The organism is Nesterenkonia sp. PF2B19 (genome assembly GCF_001758425.2).
Lineage (GTDB): Bacteria > Actinomycetota > Actinomycetes > Actinomycetales > Micrococcaceae > Nesterenkonia > Nesterenkonia aethiopica.
In genome coordinates, this window is sequence record NZ_MDSS02000005.1 from 16,778 (window position 1) to 37,492 (window position 20,715).

Below are 20,715 nucleotides of genomic sequence, written 5' to 3' on the forward strand. Positions count from 1 at the left end.
CCGTGTTCTACTACGTCGCGAAGACCTTCGCCGTCGGCCCGGCGGTCAACGCCGTCTTCCGCCCCTGGGTCAAGGGGCTGGACAACATTCCGGAGGAGGGTGCGGCGATCCTCGCCTCGAACCACCTGTCCTTCTCGGACTCCGTCTTCCTGCCGGTGAAGGTCCCCCGACCGGTGCGCTTCCTCGCCAAGAAGGACTACTTCGTCAAGCAGGGGCCCACCGGCTGGGTGACCAGGAAGTTCTTCGACATCACGGGGCAGATTCCCATGGACCGCTCCGGAGGGCGAGCCAGCCAGGACTCGCTCAACGCCGGAGAGCGCGCCCTGCGCGAGGGCGCCCTGCTGGGCATCTATCCGGAAGGTACGCGCAGCCCGGACGGACGCCTGTACCGGGGCAAGCTCGGCGTCGCCCGTCTCGCCCTGCGGACCCAGGTCCCGGTCATCCCGGTGGCGATGATCGGGACGGACAAGGTCCAGCCCATCGGCAAGAAGCTCCCGTCGATCCGCCGGGTGGGCGTGATCATCGGGGAGCCGCTGACCTTCGAGGCCTATCACGACAACGCCGAGGACCGCTTCGCCCAACGGGCGGTGACCGACGAGATCATGTATCAGATCATGCGCCTCTCCGGGCAGGAGTACGTGGACAAGTATGCGGCCGATGTGAAGCGGCGCATGGAGTCTGGGGAAGGCTGACACCAGGGCCCCGCACCGGTCCGCGGTCTGGACGACGCCGACACGACGACGCCGGGGAGCCCCGTTGGGGCTCCCCGGCGTCGTCGCACGAGCGGCGCTCGGCGGCCGGTCATCCTCGGGCCAGACGCCCTCGGGTCGGCCGATGATCACGGCGTCCGTCAGACGCCGGCCTCCTCGAGGATGCCGCGGCACTCCTCGAAGGCCGCGTCCTCGGCCCAGGAGTCTCCACCCTCCTGATGCTCCACCAGCGTGCGCTGGATGACGCAGTAGGTCGGCTTGCGCTCGTAGTCCCCCTCGTGCAGGGTCGCGTCGCCCTCACCCGGGAAGGTCCCCGGCACCCAGCTGTGGGCGTCCAAGGTGCCCCAGATGGTGAACGAGTTGCAGTTATCCACCTCCAGGCAGGCCTGCAGGACGGTCTCGAACCGTTCGGCAGCGCCGGCGCGGTCCTCATCGTTCATCCTGTCGTCCTCGCCGACGTCTCCGCGGACGTCGATCTCGGTGACGGCCGTATGCAGTCCCAGGGCGTCGAAACGCTCGAGGTTCTCCTGGTAGGTCTCGTCGAAGCCATAGTTCATGCTCAGGTGAGTCTGGGCACCGAAGCCGTGGACCGGGACGCCGCGCTCCAGCTGACCTTGGACGAGGTCGTAGTAGGCGTCAGACTTCGCGTTGACGCCGTCGACGTTGTAGTCGTTGTAGAACAGCAGCGCGTCAGGATCCTCCTCGTGGGCCCAGCGGAAGACGTCGTCGAGGACCTCGACGCCGAGCTCGCGGATCCAGATGTTCTCCTCGTCACGGATCGTGGCGTCGGCGTCGTCTCCGAAGATCTCGTTGGCGACATCCCACTGCTGGATGCAGCCGGCATAGCGGGAGACCACAGTCCGCACGTGGTCCTCCAGGATCCCGCGGAGCTCTTCGGGGCTGTGGTCTCCCTCCTCCAGCCAGTCGGGGTTCTGCGAATGCCAGGACAGCGCATGACCTCGGACGTCCATGTCATGAGCCTGGGCGAACTCCACGACGGCGTCGGCGGCCTCGAAGTCGTAGACCCCCTCCTCGGGGTGGACGAACTCCCACTTGAGGTAGTTCTCATGAGTGATCGAGGAGTACTCCGCAGCCAGATGCTCCTGGTAGCCGTCCTCCCCGAAGAACGGGTCGGTGCTCCCCTCATCGTCGAAGTGGCCACCGCCGGCCGCCACATTGCCGATGCGGATGCCGTCGTCGCTGTGGGCGCGCAGCGAGTCCCGGCCGCCGTCGTAGTCGGTGCGTCCGCCCTCCGGAGCGAAGGCGCACTCCGCGGCCCCGGCGTCGTCACCGCCAGGCCGCCCAGGATTGTCCGGCTTGCCGGGATTCTCGGGGCGCCCGGCATTGCCGGAGTTGCCCGGGCTGTCGGGGCGCCCGGCGTTGCCGGAGTTGCCCGGGCTGTCGGGGCGCCCGGCGTTGCCGGAGTTGCCCGGGGCGCACTGCTCCTGCGGCACCGTCCGGACTGTAGGCCGCAGCCGGCTGCGCGGCAGCCGCGCCCAGTGACACCGTCAACAGCCCGGTGCACAGGGCGGCGGCGAGTCGCCGCGTGGTGGTCTGCGATGGCATGAGTTTCCTCCTGAGATCGAGTGCTCGGTCAGACATCCAGGAGTGGAGCGCTCTCACTGAGCGGCGACCTGAGCCGGGCCCGCCTCGTCGGCGCGATGTGATCCACCCCATGTTTTGTCTTCCCAAGAGACTATTTATGGCAAGCCCCTGTGTCAACCATCACAGAGTTCCGTCCCTCTGCCTCGCAGACGCAGAAGGGCCCCGGAGGAGATTCCTCCGGGGCCCTTCTCTCGGCTCGTGCGCGAGGGGGGACTTGAACCCCCACGCCCGTGAAGGCACTGGCACCTGAAGCCAGCGCGTCTACCAATTCCGCCACTCGCGCGAGCTGCCATCCAGGAAGCTTCTCGGCCCGTTATCCCACCGTCACCGGCGGGCCTCGTTCCGTTCACTCCGTCGAACAGCGATATCCATCCTAACCACAAGCGTGGCCCATCGCCTAATCGAGATGATGTGACGCCTGACACGCCGTCGACCCACCTGTCAGCGGGCCTGCCGAGACCTCCTCAGCAGCTGAGGACGAAGGGGCCTCATCGCGCTGACCAGGGCGTCAGCCCTCCCCCACGACGACGTCCGCGGACTCCAGGATCTCGGCCGGGATCTCCAGCCCCATCGACTCAGCAGCCTCCGGATTGACGTGGAGCTCGTGGTCCTCTGCGGTCTCCACCGGCATCACAGCCGGGTCCTCGCCGTCGAGCAGGATGCGCAGCGCCATCTGGCCGGACTGCCGTCCGATCGCGTGGTGATCGACCCCATAGGTGGCCACCGCTCCCCGCTCCACCGAATCGGCGTCGGCGGAGAACAGCGGGATCTGCCGCTGCTGGCTGAACTGGACCACCGACTCCAGGGCGGAGACCACCACGTTGTCCGTGGGGATCCACAGCGCGTCGACCCCGTCGAGCGACTCGACACCCTGCTGGACCTCCGCCGAATTCGTCACCGTGGCCGTCCGGAGGTCGAGCCCCTGCTCCTCTGCGGCCTCCTCGGCCAGGTCGACCTGCACCTGCGAATTCGTCTCGCCCGAGGCGTAGAGGATTCCCACGGTCTCCACCGATGGGTCGACCCGGGTGATCAGCTCGAGCTGATCATCCACGGGGTTCAGGTCAGAGGTCCCTGTCATGTGTCCCCCAGGCTCCTCCCAGGAGTCGACCAGACCCGCCGCCTCGGGATCCGTGATCACCATGAACAGGACCGGGGTGTCGCCGCCCTGAGTGGCTGTCGCCACCTGCTGCGACTGCGAGGTGGCGATGGTGGCGATGAGGTCATGGCCCCCGCCCGCCAGCTGCGCGGCGATCGTCGCCTCGGTGGATGCGTCCCCCTGAGCATTCTGCTCCTCCCAGTCCACCTCCACTCCAGCCTCCTCGAACGCCTCCTTGAAGCCCTCGCGTGTGGCGTCCAGGGAGGGATGCGCGACCGGCTGGGCGATACCGATCGAGAAGCTCTCCTCCGCCGAGCCGTCTGCGTCACCGGCGCTTCCTGCGTCACCGGCGTTGGTCGCCCCGCAGGCGCCCATCAGCAGGGCGAGCACAGTCAGGCCCGTCGATCCCGCCGCCCGAGGGCCCGTCGATCCGCCGACCCTGCCGTTCCTGCGTGCTCGGTTTCTGCGCCCGGTTCCGCGCATCCTGGTCCTCCTCTGCTCCGACGGAGGTCGATCGTCCAGAGTCTGGAACGAGCCTGCGCTCCCTGACCCTCACGAGACCGACCCAGTGATCAGCACATATGCTCCCACGGATGGCAGGATCGCCGACCTGTGCAGGCGCCGACCGCTGACGGTCCGGGTCGATCAGACTCGATAGACTCGAGTCGTCATGCCTGAATCCACGCGCACCTCCTCACGACGCCCCTCGCGATCCTCCGCACGGGGCAGGGGCCCCCGTCCCGCCGTCGAGCGCCGACAGTTCTCGGTCGAGGAGCTCAACTATCCCGCCGCCCTGCCCGTCACCGGGGAACGGGAGACGCTTCTGGAGGCGTTGCGAGAACATCAGGTGATCGTCGTCGCCGGTGAGACCGGATCCGGGAAGACCACCCAGCTGCCCAAGATGTGCCTGGAGCTGGGGCTGCAGCACCGCGGAGTCATCGGGCACACCCAGCCCCGCCGACTCGCGGCTCGCACCGTGGCGGAACGGCTCGCTGACGAGCTGGACACCAGCATCGGCGCCGACATCGGCTACCAGGTGCGCTTCACCTCAGAGGTCTCCGAGACCAGCGCGGTGAAGCTCATGACGGACGGCATCCTGCTCGCCGAGCTGCGTCGCGACCCGCTGCTGCGCCGCTACTCTGCGCTCATCATCGACGAGGCCCACGAGCGCAGCCTCACCATCGACGTCATCCTCGGCTACCTGAAGTCCATCCTGCCGAAGCGGCCGGACCTGAAGGTGATCATCACCTCCGCGACGATCGACCCGGAACGGTTCGCCACGCACTTCAGCTCGGATCCGGAGCATCCGACAGTCCCCATGATCGAGGTCTCCGGACGCACCTATCCGGTGGAGGTCCGATACCGGCCCCTGCGCGACGCCGAGGACCCGGAGTCCGAGGACGAGTTCGACGATGCGTCCGCCGGAGCAGGCTCCTCCGAGGAACGCGACATGATCGACGCCGTCGGGGACGCCGTGCAGGAGCTCGCCGAGGAGCCGGACGGCGACATCCTGATCTTCTTCCCCGGCGAACGGGAGATCCGCGACGCCGCCGACGCGCTGGCCGACGTCGTCCGCCGCGACCGTCGCCTGGCGGGCGCCGAGATCCTCCCGCTGTTCGGCAGGCTCTCCCTGGCAGAGCAGAAACGCGTGTTCACCCCCGGAGGCCGACGACGCATCGTCCTGGCCACCAACGTCGCCGAGACCTCGCTCACGGTGCCGGGCATCAAGTACGTCGTCGACACGGGCACGGCGCGGATCTCCCGGTACTCCACGCGCACCAAGGTGCAGCGTCTGCCCATTGAAGCCATCTCGCAGGCCAGCGCGAACCAGCGCGCAGGACGCTGCGGCCGCACCAGCGACGGCATCTGCATCCGCCTCTATTCGCAGCACGACTTCGAATCCCGCCCGGAGTTCACCGACCCCGAGATCCTGCGCACCTCGCTCGCATCGGTGCTGCTGCAGATGTCCGCCATGGGGATCACGCGCACCCCGGACGAGCTGCTGGACTTCCCGTTCGTCGAGCAGCCCGACGCGAAGGCCGTCAACGACGCCGTCCGCCTCCTGACCGAGCTGGGAGCACTCCACGCCGCCGGCACGGGCGGGTCCTCGCGAGGGCCGCGCCGCGGCACGATCACCGACGTCGGACGCGCCCTGGCCCAGCTGCCGGTGGACCCTCGGCTCGGACGCATGATGGTCGAGGCGGGGCGCCACGGCTGCCTCGAGGAGGTCACTGTGCTCGTGGCCGCCCTGTCGATCCAGGACCCTCGCGAACGGCCCGCGGAGACCCGCCAGCAGGCCGACGAGATGCATCGCCGCTTCGCGGACGACACCTCGGACTTCTCCGCCCTGCTGAACCTGTGGCGGCACCTCCTCGAGCAGCAGCAGGAGCTCTCCGGCAATCAGTTCCGGAAGATGTGCCGCCGCGAGCACCTCAACTACCTGCGCGTGCGCGAATGGCAGGACCTGGTGGTCCAGCTCGCCGATCTCGCCCGACAGGCCGACCTGGGCCCGATCGCCCGACCCCGTCGACGCAGCCAGATGCCCGTGGATCCCGCCGCCCGACACGACATCGTCCACCGCAGCCTGCTGTCCGGTCTGCTGAGCCACATCGGACTGTACAACCCGCGCACCCGTGACTACCAGGGCGCCCGGGGCACCCGCTTCGCCGTCTTCCCCGGGTCGGGACTGTTCAAGAAGAACCACGACTGGGTGATGGCCGCCGAACTGGTGGAGACCTCCCGGCTGTGGGCCCGCACGGTCGCACGCATCGATCCTGCCTGGATCGAGCAGCAGGCTCCGCACCTGGTCACGCGCAGCCATTCAGAGCCGCGCTGGTCGGCGAGGAAGGGCGCCGCCGTCGCCACCGAGAAGGTCACGCTGTTCGGGGTGCCCGTGGTCGCGGACCGGCAGGTGCTCTACGGCCGCATCGACCGGGAGCTCAGCCGCGAGCTCTTCATCCGGCATGCGCTCATCGAGGGCGACTGGACCACCCGCCACCACTTCGACCGGCGGAATCGTCAGCGGTGCCAGGAGATCGAGGAGCTGGAGAACCGCACCCGGCGGCGCGATCTCAGAGCCTCCGACGACGAGCTCTTCGCCTTCTTCGACGAACGCCTGCCGCAGGACGTGGTCTCGCAGAGGCACTTCGACTCCTGGTGGAAGACCCAGCGCCACGAGACGCCCGAGCTCCTCGACCTCCCCCAGGACCGGCTCCTGGCCGAGACCGCGGAGCAGGTCGACGTCGACGAGTTCCCGGAGCACCTGGAGCTCGACGGCCTTCCCCTCGAGCTGCGCTACGAGTTCAACCCCGCCACCTTCACCGACGACGCACGCGGCACCACGGCCGACGGCATCACCGTGAAGGTGCCGGTCCTCTTCCTCAACCAGCTGCGGCCCGAGCAGTTCGACTGGCTGATCCCGGGCCTCCGGACGGAGCTGATCACCCAGCTGATCCGCTCCATGCCCAAACAGCTGCGGAAGAACTTCGTACCCGCACCCGACGTCGCCGCCCAGGCCCGGCAGCGGCTCGAGGAGGAGTTCAGCGCCGGCGAGGATCCGCTGGCGCCGTCGCTGGCCGCAGTGCTCCAGCGCCTCCGCGGGGTCCGGGTCGAGGCCTCGGACCTCGGGCTCGACCAGCTTCCCGCCCATCTTCGCTTCACCTACGCCGTGGTCAGCGAGCGCGGCCGAGTGCTGGACACCTCGCAGGACCTGGGAGAGCTGCAGCTGCGCTTCGCCGAGCAGAACCGCGAGGCCATCGCTCGTTCATTGGCAGCAGGTGACGCCACGGCGTCGACGGCGGCAGGGGCTCAAGCTCCCCACCCGTCCGACGGCTCCCCCGCTGGACACGGAGGCCACAGAGGCCACGGGCCGAAGAACACGCCCTCGGGAGGCCCTCGACCCCGTGGGCGGGCCGACACGAGGCAGTCTGCCTCCCCGGTGCCCACGCAGCGCGAGCAGACCACCTGGACCTTCGGCGACCTCCCGCGTGAGATCACCCGACAGGTGGCAGGGCGCGAGGTCACCGGCTATCCCGCCCTGACCGCTGAGGAGCCCGGTCGCCGGGGGGTCCGCTGCACGATTCAGGACTCTGCCGCCGATCAGCTGCGCATCCACCGACACGGCGTGGTCGCCCTGCTGCAGGAGGTGCTGCCCTCTCCCCAGCGCTACGTCGTCGAGCACCTGAGCAATCGGGAACGGCTGGCCTTCGGCCGCTCGCCCCACGGGACCGTGGAGTCCCTGGTGGCCGACTGCACGACGGCGGCCCTGGACCATCTGGTCCCCGAGGAGCTGCCGTTCACCGCAGAGGCCTTCGACCGGATCTCTCGTCACGCCCGGGCCGAGCTGATCGAGACGGTGCTGGAGCTCACCGACGTCATCGCCCAGGTGCTCGGTGCCGCCGCCGAGCTGCAGGCCCGCCTGGACGCAGCGACCTCTCCGGCCCTGAAGCCCGCTGTGAGCGACATGCAGGCACAGGTGGAGGTGCTGGTGCACCCCGGATTCGTCACCGGCACCGGGGCCGCCCAGCTGCGGCACCTGCCCCGCTACCTGCGTGCCATGGCACTGCGCTTGGATCGGCTCGAAGCCGGTCAGGCGATCACCCGGGACGCCCAGGACATGGCCACAGTCCAGCAGCTGGAGGACGAATACGACGCCGCCGTGGAGGCCGTGCCCTCGCAGCTTCCGGTGCCCGCCGACCTGGCCGCGGTGAAGTGGATGCTGGAAGAGCTGCGTGTGAACCTCTTCGCCCAGCAGCTGGGCACGGCCCAGACCGTCTCCGCCAAACGCATCCGCCGGGCCATCGCTCGGGGGGCGCGCTGAGGAATGCCGCCCTGCGCGGCATTCCTCAGCGCGACGGCGGTGCTCAGCGGTCGGCAGTGGCCCGCTTCTTGTTCCAGACGTCGAAGGCCACCGCGAGCACCAGCACCACACCACGCACCACGTTCTGCGTGGACTGATCGATGCCCATGATCTGCATGCCGTTGGACATCACCGCCATGATCAGACCACCGATGATGGCGCCCTGCACCTTGCCGACGCCTCCTGTGACGGCGGCGCCGCCGATGAAGGCTGCAGCGATCGCGTCGAGCTCGAACATGAAGCCGGCACCGGGTTGGGCGCTGTTGGAGCGAGCGGAGTAGACGATCCCGGCCACCGCAGCCAGCAGGCCCATGTTGATGAACAGCAGGAAGTTCACCCGGCGGGTCTTCACACCGGAGAGCTTGGCGGCCTGCAGGTTGCCGCCCATCGCATAGATGTGCCGGCCGAAGACGGTGCGCTGGGTGACGAACCCGTAGAGCAGCACCAGCGCGGCGAGCAGGATCAGCACGACCGGCGTCCCCCGGGCGTTCGCAAGGCGCCAAGCGAAGGCCATGATGATGGCCGCCACCAGCAGCACCCGCACAGCGAAGAGCCACAGGGCCTCCACGGGCTGCCGGTACTCCAGCTTGCGCATCCGATTCCGCCACTGGGACCAGGCGAAGCCCACCGCCGCCAGAGCACCGATGACCAGGGTGAAGACGTCATAGCCGGGGCCGCCGAGCAGCCCGTTGAGGAACCCGCCGGCGATGTACTGATACTCCGAGGGGAACGGGGACAGCGAGACGTTGTCCAGCGTCTGCATGGTCAGGCCGCGGAAGATCAGCATGCCGGCCAGCGTGACGATGAACGCCGGAATCCCGACCACCGCCACCCAGAAGCCCTGCCAGACGCCCACGAGCGCCCCGGTGATCAGGGCGGCGAGGACGCCCACCCACCAGGGCATGCCTTCTCGGATCACGACCACCGCCGAGACCGCGCCGGTGAACGCGACCACCGACCTACGGAGAGGTCGATGTGGCCGGCGACGATGATCATCACCATGCCGATCGCCAGGATCAGGATGTAGGAGTACTGCAGCACCAGGTTGGTCAGATTGCCTGGGCTCAGCAGAGTGCCTCCGGTGAGGACCGTGAACAGCAGCACGATGAACACGAAGGCGATGTAGATGCCGCTCTGGCGCATGTTGCGGGTCAGCAGCTCCCGCAGGTTCGACGTGCCCGTCATCGGTCGGTCTCCTTGGTCATGAGTTCCATCAGCCCCTCCTGGGTGGCCTCCGCGGCATCCACCTCGCCGGTGATGCGTCCCACGGAGAGCGTGTAGATGCGGTCGCAGAGTCCGAGGACCTCGGGCAGCTCGGAGGAGATCACCAGGATCGCCTTGCCCGCCGCGGCGAGCTCGTTGATGATCGAGTAGATCTCGAACTTCGCGCCGACGTCGATGCCTCGGGTGGGCTCATCGAGGATGAGCAGCTCCGGCTCGGTGTAGAGCCATTTGCTGAGCACCACCTTCTGCTGATTGCCCCCGGAGAGCTTCTCCACGACGGAGAGCACGGAGGGGGACTTGATGTTCAACGAGCTGCGATACCGCTCGGCGACGGCGATCTCCTCGTTGGCGTTCACCCAGCCGGCCGGAGCCAGCTTCTTCAGGCCCGCGGCGGTGACATTGCGCCGGACGTCCTCGATCAGGTTGAGACCATACTGTTTGCGGTCCTCGCTGACGTAGGCGATGCCGTGCTCGATCGCGTCGGAGACGTCACGGATCTGCACCGGCTTCCCGTGCATGGACACGGTGCCGGTGATCTCCCGGCCCCAGGACCGTCCGAAGACGCTCATCGCGAGCTCCGTCCGCCCGGCTCCCATCAGCCCGGCGATGCCCACGACCTCTCCGGCCCGGACATAGAGGGACGCGCCGTCGACGACGACGCGATCCGGCTGGGTGGGGTGGGTGACGTGCCAGTCCTCGATCCGGAAGATCTCCTCGCCGATCTCCACCTCCCGCTCCGGGTACATGTGTTCCATGTCCCGGCCGACCATGCCGCGGATGATCCGCGCGGTGGTCTGCTCAGGAGTGGAGCCGTCGTGCATGTCGAGGGTCTCGATGGTGCTGCCGTCCCGGATCACCGTGGTGGAGTCCGCGACGGCGGCGATCTCGCCGAGCTTGTGAGAGATGATGATGCAGGTGACCCCTTCCTCGCGGAGGTCCCGGATGAGCCCCAGCAGGTGCTCGGAGTCGTCATCGTTCAGCGCGGCGGTCGGCTCGTCGAGGATCAGCAGTCGCACGTTCTTCGACAACGCCTTGGCGATCTCGATGAGCTGCTGCTTGCCGACCCCGAGGGTTCCCACCGGTGTCACCGGGTTCTCCCTGAGGCCGACCCGCTCCATGAGCTCCACAGCCTTCACGTTGGTCTCGTGCCAGTTGATCACCCCGGCGGTGGACTGCTCATTGCCGAGGAAGATGTTCTCCGCCACCGAGAGATGCGGCACGAGGGCCAGCTCCTGGTGGATGATCACGATGCCCCGAGCCTCAGAATCATTGATCCCGCTGAAGGAGACCGGCTCCCCCTCCAGGAGGATCTCGCCGTCATAGCTCCCCGCCGGGTACACCCCGGAGAGCACCTTCATGAGGGTGGACTTCCCCGCGCCGTTCTCCCCGCAGATGGCGTGGATCTCCCCGCGCTGGACGGTCAGCGACACATCCGAGAGCGCCACGACTCCGGGGAATCGCTTCGTGATCGAGCGCATCTGGAGGATGGGATCCTCCACATGGGTCCGTACTGTCATTGGTCTCCCTCTCTGCCCCATCGGAATCGTCCCCGGCAGGTCCGTCCGGGGACGCAGCCCCGGACGGTGCCCTGCGACGACGACGTCCCGACCAGGACCCAGACTCCTGGCCGGGACCTCACCGGATCAGAGCTGGCCGGACTCGACCTGCTCCTCGGTGTAGTAGCCGGAGTCCACCAGGATCTCCTCGTAGTTGTCCTGGAGCACCATCTCGACGTCGAGGAGGTACGAGGGCACGACGATCTCGCCGTTGTCGTAGGTCTCGGTGTCGTTGGGCTCCGGCTCCTCCCCCTGGAGGTAGGCCTCGGCGGCTCGGACGGCCTCCTCGGCCAGCAGGCGGGTGTCCTTGAAGATCGTGGAGTGCTGGATGCCCTGTTCGATCAGGGAGATCGAGGCGATCTCGGCGTCCTGGCCCGTCACGATGGGCATGCCCTCCTCGATGGTGGGACCCTGGCCGTCATTGCGCAGCGCCGTGATGATCCCCCGGGAGAGCGGGTCGGCCGGGGCGAGCACGCCGTCCAGCTCGGTGTCTCCGCTGTAGTGGGTGGTCAGCAGGTTCTCCATGCGCTCCTGGGCCGTCTCCTGCTCCCACCGCTGCGTGGCGGCCTGCTGGATCGTGTCCTGACCGGAGGGGATCTCCAGCGTGCCGTCCTCCAGATAGGGCTCGAGCGTGTCGATCGCGCCCTGCCAGAAGTGGTGGGAGTTGCTGTCGTCCAGCGAGCCGGCGAACAGCTCGATGTTCAACGGGCCCTCGGGCGCATCATCGGCCTCGTCGAAGTTCTCATCCAGGATGCCGAGCCCGTAGAGAAGGGACCGGGCCTGGTTGACGCCGACCTCGTAGTTGTCGAACGTGACGTAGAAGTCCACGTCCTCGGAGTTGGTCAGCAGCCGGTCATAGGCGATCACGGGGATTCCTGCCGCCGCGGCGGCGTCGAGCTGACTGGTCAGTGCGGAGCCGTCGATCGAGGCGACGATCAGGGCGTCGACCTCCTGGGTGATCATCTGATCGATCTGCTGGGACTGCGTGGGGATGTCGTCGTCGGCGTACTGGAGGTCGACGGTGTAGCCGAGGTCCTCCAGCCCCTCTTCGATGTTGCCCCCGTCCTGCAGCCACCGCTCATAGGTCTGGGTGGGCATCGCCACACCCACCGTCATGTCCTCCGGTGCGGCGTCGGCATCTCCCCCGCCTCCGCCGCCTCCGGCGCCCTCGCCCTCACAGGCGGTGAGCAGCAGGGCGAGTGCAGCTCCCGCCCCCAGGATGGTCGTCGCAGTGGAACGCATGTCTCCTCCATTCGTGGCCCTGATGGGAGCCGGTGTGAGTGTCGGACCTGGATCGTCCTAGGTGTTGTCTATCACAGTCCCTGAGCCAGCCGGTGGTATGCCGCGTTCCACCGCAGCTCCTGCGCGAATCCGCGGGTGGTCACGCTCTCATCGATGACGGCCAGCTCCATCTGCGCGATCTCCGCCAGGTCCTCGAAGGCCTCCAGACCCAGAGCCGTGGAGAGCACCGTATGGTGGGCCGCACCGGCGGTGAGCCAGCACTCCGCCGAGGTGGCGAAGTCCGGGCGGGGCTCCCAGACCGCGCGCGCCACCGGCAGGTTCGGCAGCTCCTCGTCCGGCTCGACGACGTCCACCACGTTGGCGGTGAGCCGGAATCGTTCGCGCAGATCCGCCATGGCCACCACCACGCCCTGTCCAGGGTCGGTGTCGAAGACCATCCGCACCGGATCCTCGCGGTCACCGATGCCCAGCGGATGGACCTCCACCCGAGGTGTCGCGGAGGTCAGGCTCGGGCAGATCTCCAGCATGTGGGCCCCGAGGATCTTCTCCTTCCCCGGCGTCATCTCATAGGTGTAGTCCTCCATGAGGGAGGCTCCTCCGGGCAGGCCGTGGCCCATGACCTTGGCGGCGCGCACCAGCAGCGCTGTCTTCCAGTCGCCTTCGGCGCCGAATCCGTAGCCGGAGGCCATCAGCCGCTGGACGGCCAGGCCCGGCAGCTGTCGCAGACCCCCGAGGTCCTCGAAGTTCGTGGTGAAGGCGCCGAAGCCGCCTTCCTCGAGGAAGGAGCGCATACCGATCTCCTGTCGCGCGGCGTAGGCCAGCGACTCGCGGCGCTCACCGGAGGCACGGAGCTCCGCAGCGACGTCGTAGCGCTCGTCGTACTCCGCCAGCAGCGCGTCCACCTCAGCCGGGGAGACCGACTCCACCCTCTCGACGAGGTCGTTGACGGCCCAGGTGTTCACCGAGACGCCCAGCCTGATCTCGGCCTCCGTCTTGTCCCCCTCAGTCACGGCGACGTTGCGCATGTTGTCCCCGAAGCGGGCCAGTCGCAGATTCCGCAGGGCGTCCCATCCGGCGGCGGCGCGTGCCCAGGTGCCGATGCGCCGGGCCACGCGGGTGCCCGAGGCGTGGCCGACCACCGTCTTGCGCGCCGTGCCCATGCGGCTGGCGATGTAGGCGAACTCGCGGTCCCCGTGGGCCGCCTGGTTGAGGTTCATGAAGTCCATGTCGATCTCGGACCAGGGCAGCGCGGCGTCGGCCTGCGTGTGGAGGTGCAGCAGCGGCACGTCCAGAGCGTCGAGGCCCTGGATCCACATCTTCGCGGGCGAGAAGGTGTGCATCCAGACGATCACCCCCAGACAGTCCGGGTCAGAGTTCGCCTCCAGTGCCGCCCGGCGGATGGCGTCGCGTTCCTTGAGGACCGGCTTCCACTCGATGGTGACGGGGATGTCGTCGGCGGCGTCGAGGGTGGAGGCCACGCGCTGGGACTGCTCAGCGACCTGGCGCAGCGTCTCGTCCCCATAGAGGTCCTGGGATCCGGTGAGGAACCAGATCGTCTTGCCGGTGAAGGGTGAGGTCATGGGTGGGGTTCTCCTGATGGTGTGAAGGCGTGGTCAGGCGGCGGGTACGGGTCCTGCCGACTCAGCGGGAGGACCCTGAGGCCTGCCCGTAGACGTTCTGGTAGCGGTCGTAGAGGGAGTCGATCTGCGCCTGGTCGATGCGGGGCGGCTCCCCGTGGGCCCGGGCGAAGTGGACCGTGCGGGCCACCTCCTCGCACATCACGGCGGCCTTCACCGCGGCGCGGGCGTTCCGCCCCACCGTGAAGGGTCCGTGCTGGGCCATCAGCACCGCCGGCGAGCGGGACTCGCGCAGCGTCTCGACGATGCCCCGGCCGATAGAGTCGTCGCCGATGAGCGCGAACGGACCCACCGGGATGTCCCCGCCGAACTCGTCCGCCATCATGGTGAGCACGCACGGGATCGGTTCGGAGCGCGCCGCCCAGGCGGTGGCGAAGGTGGAGTGCGTGTGGACGACCCCTCCGACCTCCGGCATGTGCCGGTACACGTAGGCGTGGGCGGCCGTGTCGGACGAGGGGCGCAGCGCGTCGGCGGTGCCGTCGTCGATCTTCTCCCCGTCCAGGGTGCAGACGACCATGGTGTCGGCGGAGAGGTCATCGTAGGAGACCCCCGAGGGCTTGATGACGAACAGTTCGGGCGCGCCTTCCGCCGCGTCAGGCAGCACGACGCGCTCTGAGACATTGCCGGCGGTCCAGACCACCAGCTCGTTGCGGGGCAGCTCCGCGTGCAGCGCGGCGACCCGCTCCCGCGCACGCGCCACGGCCTCCTGGACTCGGACGCTCTGCTCGGCGAGCCGGATCATGCCGACACCTCCTGGGTCGTCGTCTGCTGGTCCCCCGGCGCGGGCTCGGCACGGACCCCCGCATGGGCCTCACGGCGGATGCGCTTCAGGCGTCGCATGATGTCATCGCCGCCGCGTCCGAAGTGGTCATGCAGGGCCTTGTACTCCGCGAACAGGGCGTCGTAGCGCCGCGGCCGCCGGGTCCGGTGTGTAGGCCTCCTTGATGCGCCCTCCCATGATGGGAGCCGCCGCCCGCACGTCCGCATAGGCGCCCGCCGCCACCGCGGCATGGATGGCCGATCCGAGGGCCGGCCCCTGCTCCGAGGTGATCGTGGAGATCGGCAGACGGGTGATGTCCGAGTAGAGCTGCATGAGGAAGCGGTTCTTCAGCAGCCCTCCGGCGACGACGAGCTCCCGCACCGGCACCCCGGAGGCGTCGAAGGCTTCGATGATGGTGCGGGTGCCGAAGGCCGTCGACTCCAGCAGCGCGCGGTAGACGTCCTCAGGCCGACTAGTCAGGGTCAGACCGACCACCATCCCGGAGAGCTCATGGTCGACCAGGACCGATCGGTTGCCGGAGTGCCAGTCCAGCGCCACCAGCCCGTGGGCCCCCACGGGCTGGACCTCGGCCTTCTCTGTGAGCAGCTCGTGCAGGCTCAGTCCGCGGGACTCGGCCTCCTCTGCGTACTCACCGGGCACCTGGTTGGCCACGTACCAGGCGAAGATGTCTCCCACGCCGGATTGGCCGGCCTCGTATCCCCAGGCGCCGGCGAGGATGCCGCCGTCGACGACTCCACACATGCCCGGCACCTCAGCCAGGACGTCCGCGTTCATCACATGACAGGTGGAGGTACCCATGATGGCCACCATCTGACCGGACTCGACCGCGTCGGCGGCAGGAGCCGTGACATGGGCGTCCACATTGCCCACGGCCACCGCGATGCCCTCCGGCAGTCCGGTCCAGGCGGCGGCCTGCGCGCTGAGGCCTCCCGCCCGGTCACCCAGCTGGCCGATCTGGTGGTCCAGCTTGGTCTCCACGAAGTCGGCGAACTCCGGATTGAGCGCGGCGAGGAAGTCCTTCGACGGATACTGCCCGTCCTGGCGGATGCCCTTGTAGCCGGCGGTGCAGGCGTTGCGCACGTAGCGTCCGGTCAGCTGCCAGACGATCCAGTCGGCGGCCTCCACCCAGCGGTCGACGGCGGCGTAGACCTCCGGATCCTCCTCGAGGATCTGCAGGCCCTTGGCGAACTCCCACTCGGAGGAGATGAAGCCTCCGTAGCGGCTGATCCACGATTCGCCACGGGAATGGGCGAGGTCGTTGATGCGGTCGGCCTGACCCTGTGCGGCGTGGTGCTTCCACAGCTTCGCGTAGGCGTGGGGCCGTCCCGCGAACTCGGGGACCTCATTCAGCGGCGTACCGTCAGCCGTGGTGGGCACCATGGTGCAGGCCGTGAAGTCGGTGCCGATCCCGATCACCTGCTCAGCGGACACGCCGGCGGCGCGCAGTGCGGCCGGCACCGCGTCCTTGAGCACGTCGACGTAGTCGGCAGGGTTCTGCAGCGCCCAGTCCGGAGGCAGCGGCTCGCCTGGTGGGCGGTCAGGGCGGAGTCCATCACCGCATGACGGTACTCATGGACGGCGGTGCCGAGCTCAGCGCCATCGGCGACGCGCACCACGAGGGCGCGGCCGGAGAGGGTGCCGAAGTCGACGCCGATCACCACGGAGTCGGGAGAGGTCATCGAGTGTGCGCTCCTTCAGGATCAGGTGGGCGGGTGAGGTCAGGACGTCCGGCCCTCCGCGGAGGGCGCATCGGCCACCCGAGACGGCGTCTCGAGGCGGGTGACGCCGGACACGACGATGTTAACGTTAACATTGTGATGTGGCCTGCGCCACCCCCGCCCTGCTCCGGCGGTCGACCTCAACCCGAGGCGCGGACCACCAGGCGCGGCTGGATCAGAGACGGCCCGCGGCTCGATCCGGAGGACGCCCCTCGACGCACCCGGGGCACGGTGGCGCCGTCGGGGCCCCCCGCGCCTGCTCCGAAGAGCGCCCCGAGGGCCGCGGCCCCGGCCTCTTCGAAGGGCTGGCGGACCGTGGTCAGCGGAGGGGAGAAGAAGTCGGCGCCGTCGACGACGTCGAAGCCGACGACCGCGACATCCTCGGGCACGCTCAGCCCAGCCTCCCGCACGGCCTGCACGACGCCGAGCGCGAGGTGGTCATTGGCCGCGAAGATCGCATCAGGGGCCTCGCCTCCCCCCTGATCGCCGCCCTTGCGGGCGAGCACCCTGCGGGCGGCGGCATGACCGTCGGCGGCCGACCATCCCCCGGCCCGAGCCAGCGGCAGCAGCGGCAGCCCGGCGTCACGCAGCTCCTCGCGCCATCCGATGATCCGTCCCTGGGCGTCGTGGTACTCCTCCGGGCCGCAGACATGGGCGATGCGCTCCCGTCCGCCCTGCCGGAGGTGCCGCACGGCCATCCGCGCCCCGGCGACCTGGTCGATCCCGAGCACCTGCATGTCGGGGGTCTGCTCGGCGGCGGAGGCCAGCACGACCACCGGGACGGTCCGGGAGATCTGCCGTGCCGCCTCGGCCATCGCCACCACCGGGGCGATGACGACGATTCCGTCGATGCCGCGGTCGAGGAAGAATTCGAGCGCCTCGTCCACGGAGGTCGGATCCGGGTCCCGGACCACGCTCAGCGCTGTCGCATAGCCGGCCTCGCGGGCGGCCTCCTCGATCGCGAGCGTCATACGGCTGGGACCGAAGGTCGAGTCGCCGGGACTCACGACGCCGATGAGTCCGGTCCGGCGGGTCTTCAGGGCCCGTGCCGTGCTGTTGCGCCGATACCCCAGGCCGCGCATCGCCTGCTCGACCCGACGTCGGGTGTCCTCGCGGACGCGTCCGGGGTGTTGAGCACCCGAGAGACCGTCTGATGCGAGACCCCGGCCGCCCGGGCCACGTCGATCATCGACGGCGCCCGCCCGGAGGGGCGCCGGGAGCTGCTCGCCATGGGCGTGGCGCTCAGTCGGAGGGCACGGAGTCGGCATCGCCCATCAGGCGCAGGGCCACACGCAGCTTCTCTGCGGCCTCATCCATGGCCTCGGAGTCGGGTGCACTGATCGCCCGGTCGAAGTCATGGTCCGCCATCGAGTTCGAGGGCCAGACATGCACGTGAAGGTGATCGACCTCGAATCCGGCGATCGTCAGACCGGCCCTCTGCGAGCCGAAGGTCTCCACCTGGGCCTTGCCGATGCGGTGGGCGACATGCATCAGATGGGCCACCAACGAGGCGTCGGCATCGGTCCACCGGTCGATCTCCTGACGCGGGACCACCAACGTATGCCCGTAGGCCAGTGGAGCGATGCTCAGGAACGCCACGCAGACCTCGTCCTGCCAGACGAAGCGACCGGGCAGCTCTCCCTGGATGATCTTGGTGAACACGGTGCTCATGATGCGGCTCCTGTCGGGTCGGTCAGCTGACGCTCCTGCTTCGATCGTACCGGCGAGGAGGACTCTCGCACCTGGAGGATCCACGGGATGGTCTCCTCCCGCCCGGCCGGCGGGGAGCCTGCCGTCGGACCGTCCTGACCTCCGAGGCGCTCCAGCAGCAGCTCCACAGCGCGCCGCGCAGTCCACGACATGTCAGGGGCCACGGAGCTCAGCGACGGCACCGCCATCGCGGCCTCAGGGATGTCGTCGAAGCCGACCAGCAGCAGATCCTCCGGCACGCGGAGCCCTCCGTCGGCCAGGCCACGGACCGCACCGAGAGCCACCGAGTCGGTGATCGCGAACGCCGCCTCGATCGGGTCCCGGCCCGCGGCACGATCGGCGAGGATCCTCTCGGCGACCCTCCGGCCTGCGCGTCGTCCGGCCTCCATCGTGACCTCGGGGGCCTCGAAGATCAGCTCAGGACTGCAGGCGAGGCCCGCATCCTGAAGCCCTTCCCTCCAGCCTCCCAGACGCAGGCTGTGGATCGTCTGCTCGGCCGTCTCCGGCCCTCCGATGAAGGCGATGCGGCCCGCACCCTGAGCTGCCAGATGCTCGACCGCCGCCCGTGAGCCGGCATGGTTGGCCATGCTGACATGGTCTGCCGCGGTGGGATTCTCCCGCTCCCCCAGCAGGACGATCGGGAACGCCTGGCCGACGTCGAGCTTCTCCAGGTCCATGCCGACGGTGCTGAGGATGAGTCCGTCATAGTCCATCGCCTGCGAGAAGCGGATGGCGGCGACCTCGCCCGCCTCCTTGGCCCCGGTCTGTTCGACGGCCACCCGATATCCGCGCCGCTCGGCCTCCTGGGCGACGTGGGTCGCCAGCGCGGCGAAGTAGGGCACATCATGGCCGGGGACGGCCAGCCCGATGACGCCGCTGTGCCCGGACCGCAGATTCCGTGCCGAGACGTTCATCCGATAGCCGGTCTCGGCGAGCTGCCGCAGCACCCGCCGCCGAACCTCCTCGCTGACCCCGGGCCGGCCGTTGACGACGTTGGACACCGTCATGGTGGAGACCCCGGCGGCCCGCGCGACGTCGCTCATCCTCACCGTGGCCACCGCAGTGCCTCCTGTTCGCCGTCCTGCCGCCGATCACGCTCCTGGGCCGGAGCCGCGCGCACTTGGCATGCTAGCAATCTCCCGCGCCGCCCCCGCCGAGGCCCTGCGGTCAGCTGATCGCGTCCTGCATCTCTGCGTGCATCCGCTCCGCCGCCTCCGCCGGGCTCAGCCGGTCGAAGAAGACCTCGTCGCAGTAGCGGTAGGCGATGTCCTGCAGACCCGAGAAGCCCAGGGCCGGCACGGGCTCAGCCTCGCCGATCTCATCCTCGACCTCCTCGATGAACTCTGCCACGGCCAGCTCCTGGCCCTCCAGCTGGTCGAGCACCACCTCCCGACTGACCTCATTGGCCGGCAGACCACGATCCATGCCCGTGATCTCCGCGGCCTCCTCGGAGTTCACCAGGAAGTCCACGAAGGCCTGCGCCTCCTCCGGGTGCTCCGTCTGGGACGTCACCGAGAACATCATCGTGGCCTTGAACCACAGGCCGTTGTCCTCACTGCTTCCGGTGGCCGAGGGGTAGCGCAGCAGCTCGAAGTCGACGCCGGCGAGATCCGAGAGTCCCGGGACCATGTTGCTCCACCACCGACCGACGGCCTGCTCGCTCTGCTCGAAGATCGACTCCCCCGGGGCAGCATTGGACTCCTCCTGCATGATCGAGGCCGGCGGGTAAGATCCCCGTTCCACGAGCTCCTGCTGGAACTCGAGGTACTCCTCGGCGTCTTCGACGGTGAAGCCGAGCTCTCCGTCGTCGGTGGTCAGGTTCTTGCCCTGCTGCCTCAGCCAGATCTGCAGGTCCACCGTCTGCGGGACGCCACCATCACCCCAGTAGCCGTCACCGAGCGTCTCATTGAGCTCGGAGGTGAGGTCGGCGTAGTCCTCCCAGGTCCACGTCGTGTCGTCGGGGATCTCCAGCCCCGCATCCTCGAAGAGGTCCGGGTTGGCCAGGACTGCCATCGTGTTGATCCCGGTGGTGATGCCCATCAGGCCGTCCTCGGTGGTGCCGTTGTCGACCACGTCCTGCTCGAACCCGGAGGTGTCGAGGTCGTCCATCGGCAGCAGCGCACCGCGGTCGGCATATTCACGCAGGTAGGTGTCGTCCATCTGGATGACGTCGGGCGCGCCTCCTCCGGCAGTCTGCGTGGCCAGCTGATCCCAGTACCCCTCCCAGTCCGAGTACTCGGTGGAGATCGTCACATGCGGGTTCTGCTCCTCGTAGAGTGCGACGATCTCCTCGGTGAGGGCGTTGCGGTGCTCTGCGCCCCACCAGGCGAACCGCAGCGTGACGTCGCCGCCCTCCCCCGAGGCTGCCCCACCGTCGCCCCCGCAGGCGGTGAGGGCGATGACGCCGCGCAGCGACGGCGGCGAGGCGCGTCCAGCGGGGCCGAGGCGCCGATGGGCCGGTGTCGATGGCAGAGTTCCTGGTGGTCATGTGCTTCTCCCCTTCGATGTCCCGACGCCGACCGTGCGGACGGCGCGGACCGCTCATGCGGTGCGTCTGGTCTCGGCCCGGGCCTCCTGC

At 68.8% G+C, this 20,715-nt stretch carries 13 protein-coding genes, 1 tRNA gene and 2 pseudogenes; 2 read left to right on the top strand and 14 right to left on the bottom strand.

Annotated features, from left to right (window positions below; all coding sequences use genetic code 11):
- Window positions 1-2: 2 nt before the first annotated feature.
- The gene (locus BCY76_RS02345; RefSeq protein WP_070161718.1) at window positions 3-692 is read left to right on the top strand and encodes a lysophospholipid acyltransferase family protein; all 690 of its coding nucleotides are present in this window, start codon (window positions 3-5) and stop codon (window positions 690-692) included.
- A 158-nt stretch (window positions 693-850) separates the two neighbouring features.
- Here BCY76_RS02345 and BCY76_RS02350 read toward each other — a convergent pair whose 3' ends face one another.
- From BCY76_RS02350 to BCY76_RS02360, 3 genes are all read right to left on the bottom strand, one after another.
- A complete protein-coding gene (locus tag BCY76_RS02350) occupies window positions 851-2,164 on the bottom strand; it encodes an endo-1,4-beta-xylanase (RefSeq protein WP_272896803.1) in 1,314 nt (437 codons plus the stop codon).
- Window positions 2,165-2,514: 350 nt separating this feature from the next.
- Window positions 2,515-2,598 (bottom strand) — tRNA-Leu (locus BCY76_RS02355).
- Between the two features lie 225 nt (window positions 2,599-2,823).
- A complete protein-coding gene (locus BCY76_RS02360; RefSeq protein ID WP_237089917.1) occupies window positions 2,824-3,801 on the bottom strand; it encodes an ABC transporter substrate-binding protein in 978 nt (325 codons plus the stop codon).
- Window positions 3,802-4,081: 280 nt separating this feature from the next.
- Between BCY76_RS02360 and hrpA the strand changes: the two genes are divergently transcribed.
- Window positions 4,082-8,230 carry an ATP-dependent RNA helicase HrpA gene (hrpA, locus tag BCY76_RS02365; protein WP_085437119.1) on the top strand — a complete coding sequence of 1,383 codons (4,149 nt, stop codon included), beginning with the start codon at window positions 4,082-4,084 and terminating at the stop codon, window positions 8,228-8,230.
- A 43-nt stretch (window positions 8,231-8,273) separates the two neighbouring features.
- On the opposite strand, the pseudogene mmsB reads toward hrpA, so the two are convergent.
- The 11 genes and pseudogenes from mmsB to BCY76_RS02415 form a co-directional block, all read right to left on the bottom strand.
- A pseudogene (mmsB, locus tag BCY76_RS02370) lies at window positions 8,274-9,454 on the bottom strand (multiple monosaccharide ABC transporter permease).
- On the bottom strand, window positions 9,451-10,971 hold the full coding sequence (gene mmsA, locus BCY76_RS02375; RefSeq protein ID WP_272896804.1) for a multiple monosaccharide ABC transporter ATP-binding protein: 1,521 nt from the start codon (window positions 10,969-10,971) through the stop codon (window positions 9,451-9,453). Before mmsA ends, mmsB begins: the two are co-directional and overlap by 4 nt.
- Before the next feature lie 165 nt (window positions 10,972-11,136).
- Window positions 11,137-12,291: a multiple monosaccharide ABC transporter substrate-binding protein gene (chvE, locus tag BCY76_RS02380; RefSeq protein ID WP_085437120.1), complete on the bottom strand. Its 1,155-nt coding sequence runs from the start codon at window positions 12,289-12,291 to the stop codon at window positions 11,137-11,139.
- Window positions 12,292-12,362: 71 nt separating this feature from the next.
- The gene (araA, locus tag BCY76_RS02385; RefSeq protein WP_070161724.1) at window positions 12,363-13,871 is read right to left on the bottom strand and encodes an L-arabinose isomerase; all 1,509 of its coding nucleotides are present in this window, start codon (window positions 13,869-13,871) and stop codon (window positions 12,363-12,365) included.
- Between the two features lie 61 nt (window positions 13,872-13,932).
- Window positions 13,933-14,670 (bottom strand): L-ribulose-5-phosphate 4-epimerase, encoded by a 738-nt coding sequence (locus BCY76_RS02390; RefSeq protein ID WP_070161726.1) that lies wholly within the window; start codon window positions 14,668-14,670, stop codon window positions 13,933-13,935.
- Window positions 14,667-16,388, bottom strand: a pseudogene (gene araB / locus BCY76_RS02395) (ribulokinase). Before araB ends, BCY76_RS02390 begins: the two are co-directional and overlap by 4 nt.
- Before the next feature lie 179 nt (window positions 16,389-16,567).
- Window positions 16,568-17,509: a LacI family DNA-binding transcriptional regulator gene (locus BCY76_RS02400; protein ID WP_237089918.1), complete on the bottom strand. Its 942-nt coding sequence runs from the start codon at window positions 17,507-17,509 to the stop codon at window positions 16,568-16,570.
- Complete coding sequence (locus BCY76_RS20615; RefSeq protein ID WP_442935341.1) at window positions 17,464-17,658, bottom strand: LacI family DNA-binding transcriptional regulator; 195 nt, start codon at window positions 17,656-17,658, stop codon at window positions 17,464-17,466. Before BCY76_RS20615 ends, BCY76_RS02400 begins: the two co-directional genes overlap by 46 nt.
- An 11-nt stretch (window positions 17,659-17,669) precedes the next feature.
- Window positions 17,670-18,098, bottom strand: coding sequence for an HIT family protein (locus tag BCY76_RS02405; RefSeq protein WP_070161728.1), 429 nt, complete (start codon window positions 18,096-18,098; stop codon window positions 17,670-17,672).
- Window positions 18,095-19,195 (bottom strand): LacI family DNA-binding transcriptional regulator, encoded by a 1,101-nt coding sequence (locus BCY76_RS02410; RefSeq protein WP_083277706.1) that lies wholly within the window; start codon window positions 19,193-19,195, stop codon window positions 18,095-18,097. Before BCY76_RS02410 ends, BCY76_RS02405 begins: the two co-directional genes overlap by 4 nt.
- 109 nt (window positions 19,196-19,304) lie before the next feature.
- The gene (locus BCY76_RS02415) at window positions 19,305-20,609 is read right to left on the bottom strand and encodes an ABC transporter substrate-binding protein (protein ID WP_085437121.1); all 1,305 of its coding nucleotides are present in this window, start codon (window positions 20,607-20,609) and stop codon (window positions 19,305-19,307) included.
- Between the last annotated feature and the right edge of the window lie 106 nt (window positions 20,610-20,715).

What these genes read in the sequence shown, in the direction of transcription:
- BCY76_RS20615 (WP_442935341.1), bottom strand. Translation starts at nt 17,658, where the DNA reads ATGGCGAGCAGCTCCCGGCGCCCCTCCGGGCGGGCGCCGTCGATGATC.
- mmsA (WP_272896804.1), bottom strand. Translation starts at nt 10,971, where the DNA reads ATGCGCTCGATCACGAAGCGATTCCCCGGAGTCGTGGCGCTCTCGGAT.
- araA (WP_070161724.1), bottom strand. Translation starts at nt 13,871, where the DNA reads ATGACCTCACCCTTCACCGGCAAGACGATCTGGTTCCTCACCGGATCC.
- BCY76_RS02400 (WP_237089918.1), bottom strand. Translation starts at nt 17,509, where the DNA reads ATGCGCGGCCTGGGGTATCGGCGCAACAGCACGGCACGGGCCCTGAAG.
- BCY76_RS02390 (WP_070161726.1), bottom strand. Translation starts at nt 14,670, where the DNA reads ATGATCCGGCTCGCCGAGCAGAGCGTCCGAGTCCAGGAGGCCGTGGCG.
- hrpA (WP_085437119.1), top strand. Translation starts at nt 4,082, where the DNA reads ATGCCTGAATCCACGCGCACCTCCTCACGACGCCCCTCGCGATCCTCC.
- chvE (WP_085437120.1), bottom strand. Translation starts at nt 12,291, where the DNA reads ATGCGTTCCACTGCGACGACCATCCTGGGGGCGGGAGCTGCACTCGCC.
- BCY76_RS02405 (WP_070161728.1), bottom strand. Translation starts at nt 18,098, where the DNA reads ATGAGCACCGTGTTCACCAAGATCATCCAGGGAGAGCTGCCCGGTCGC.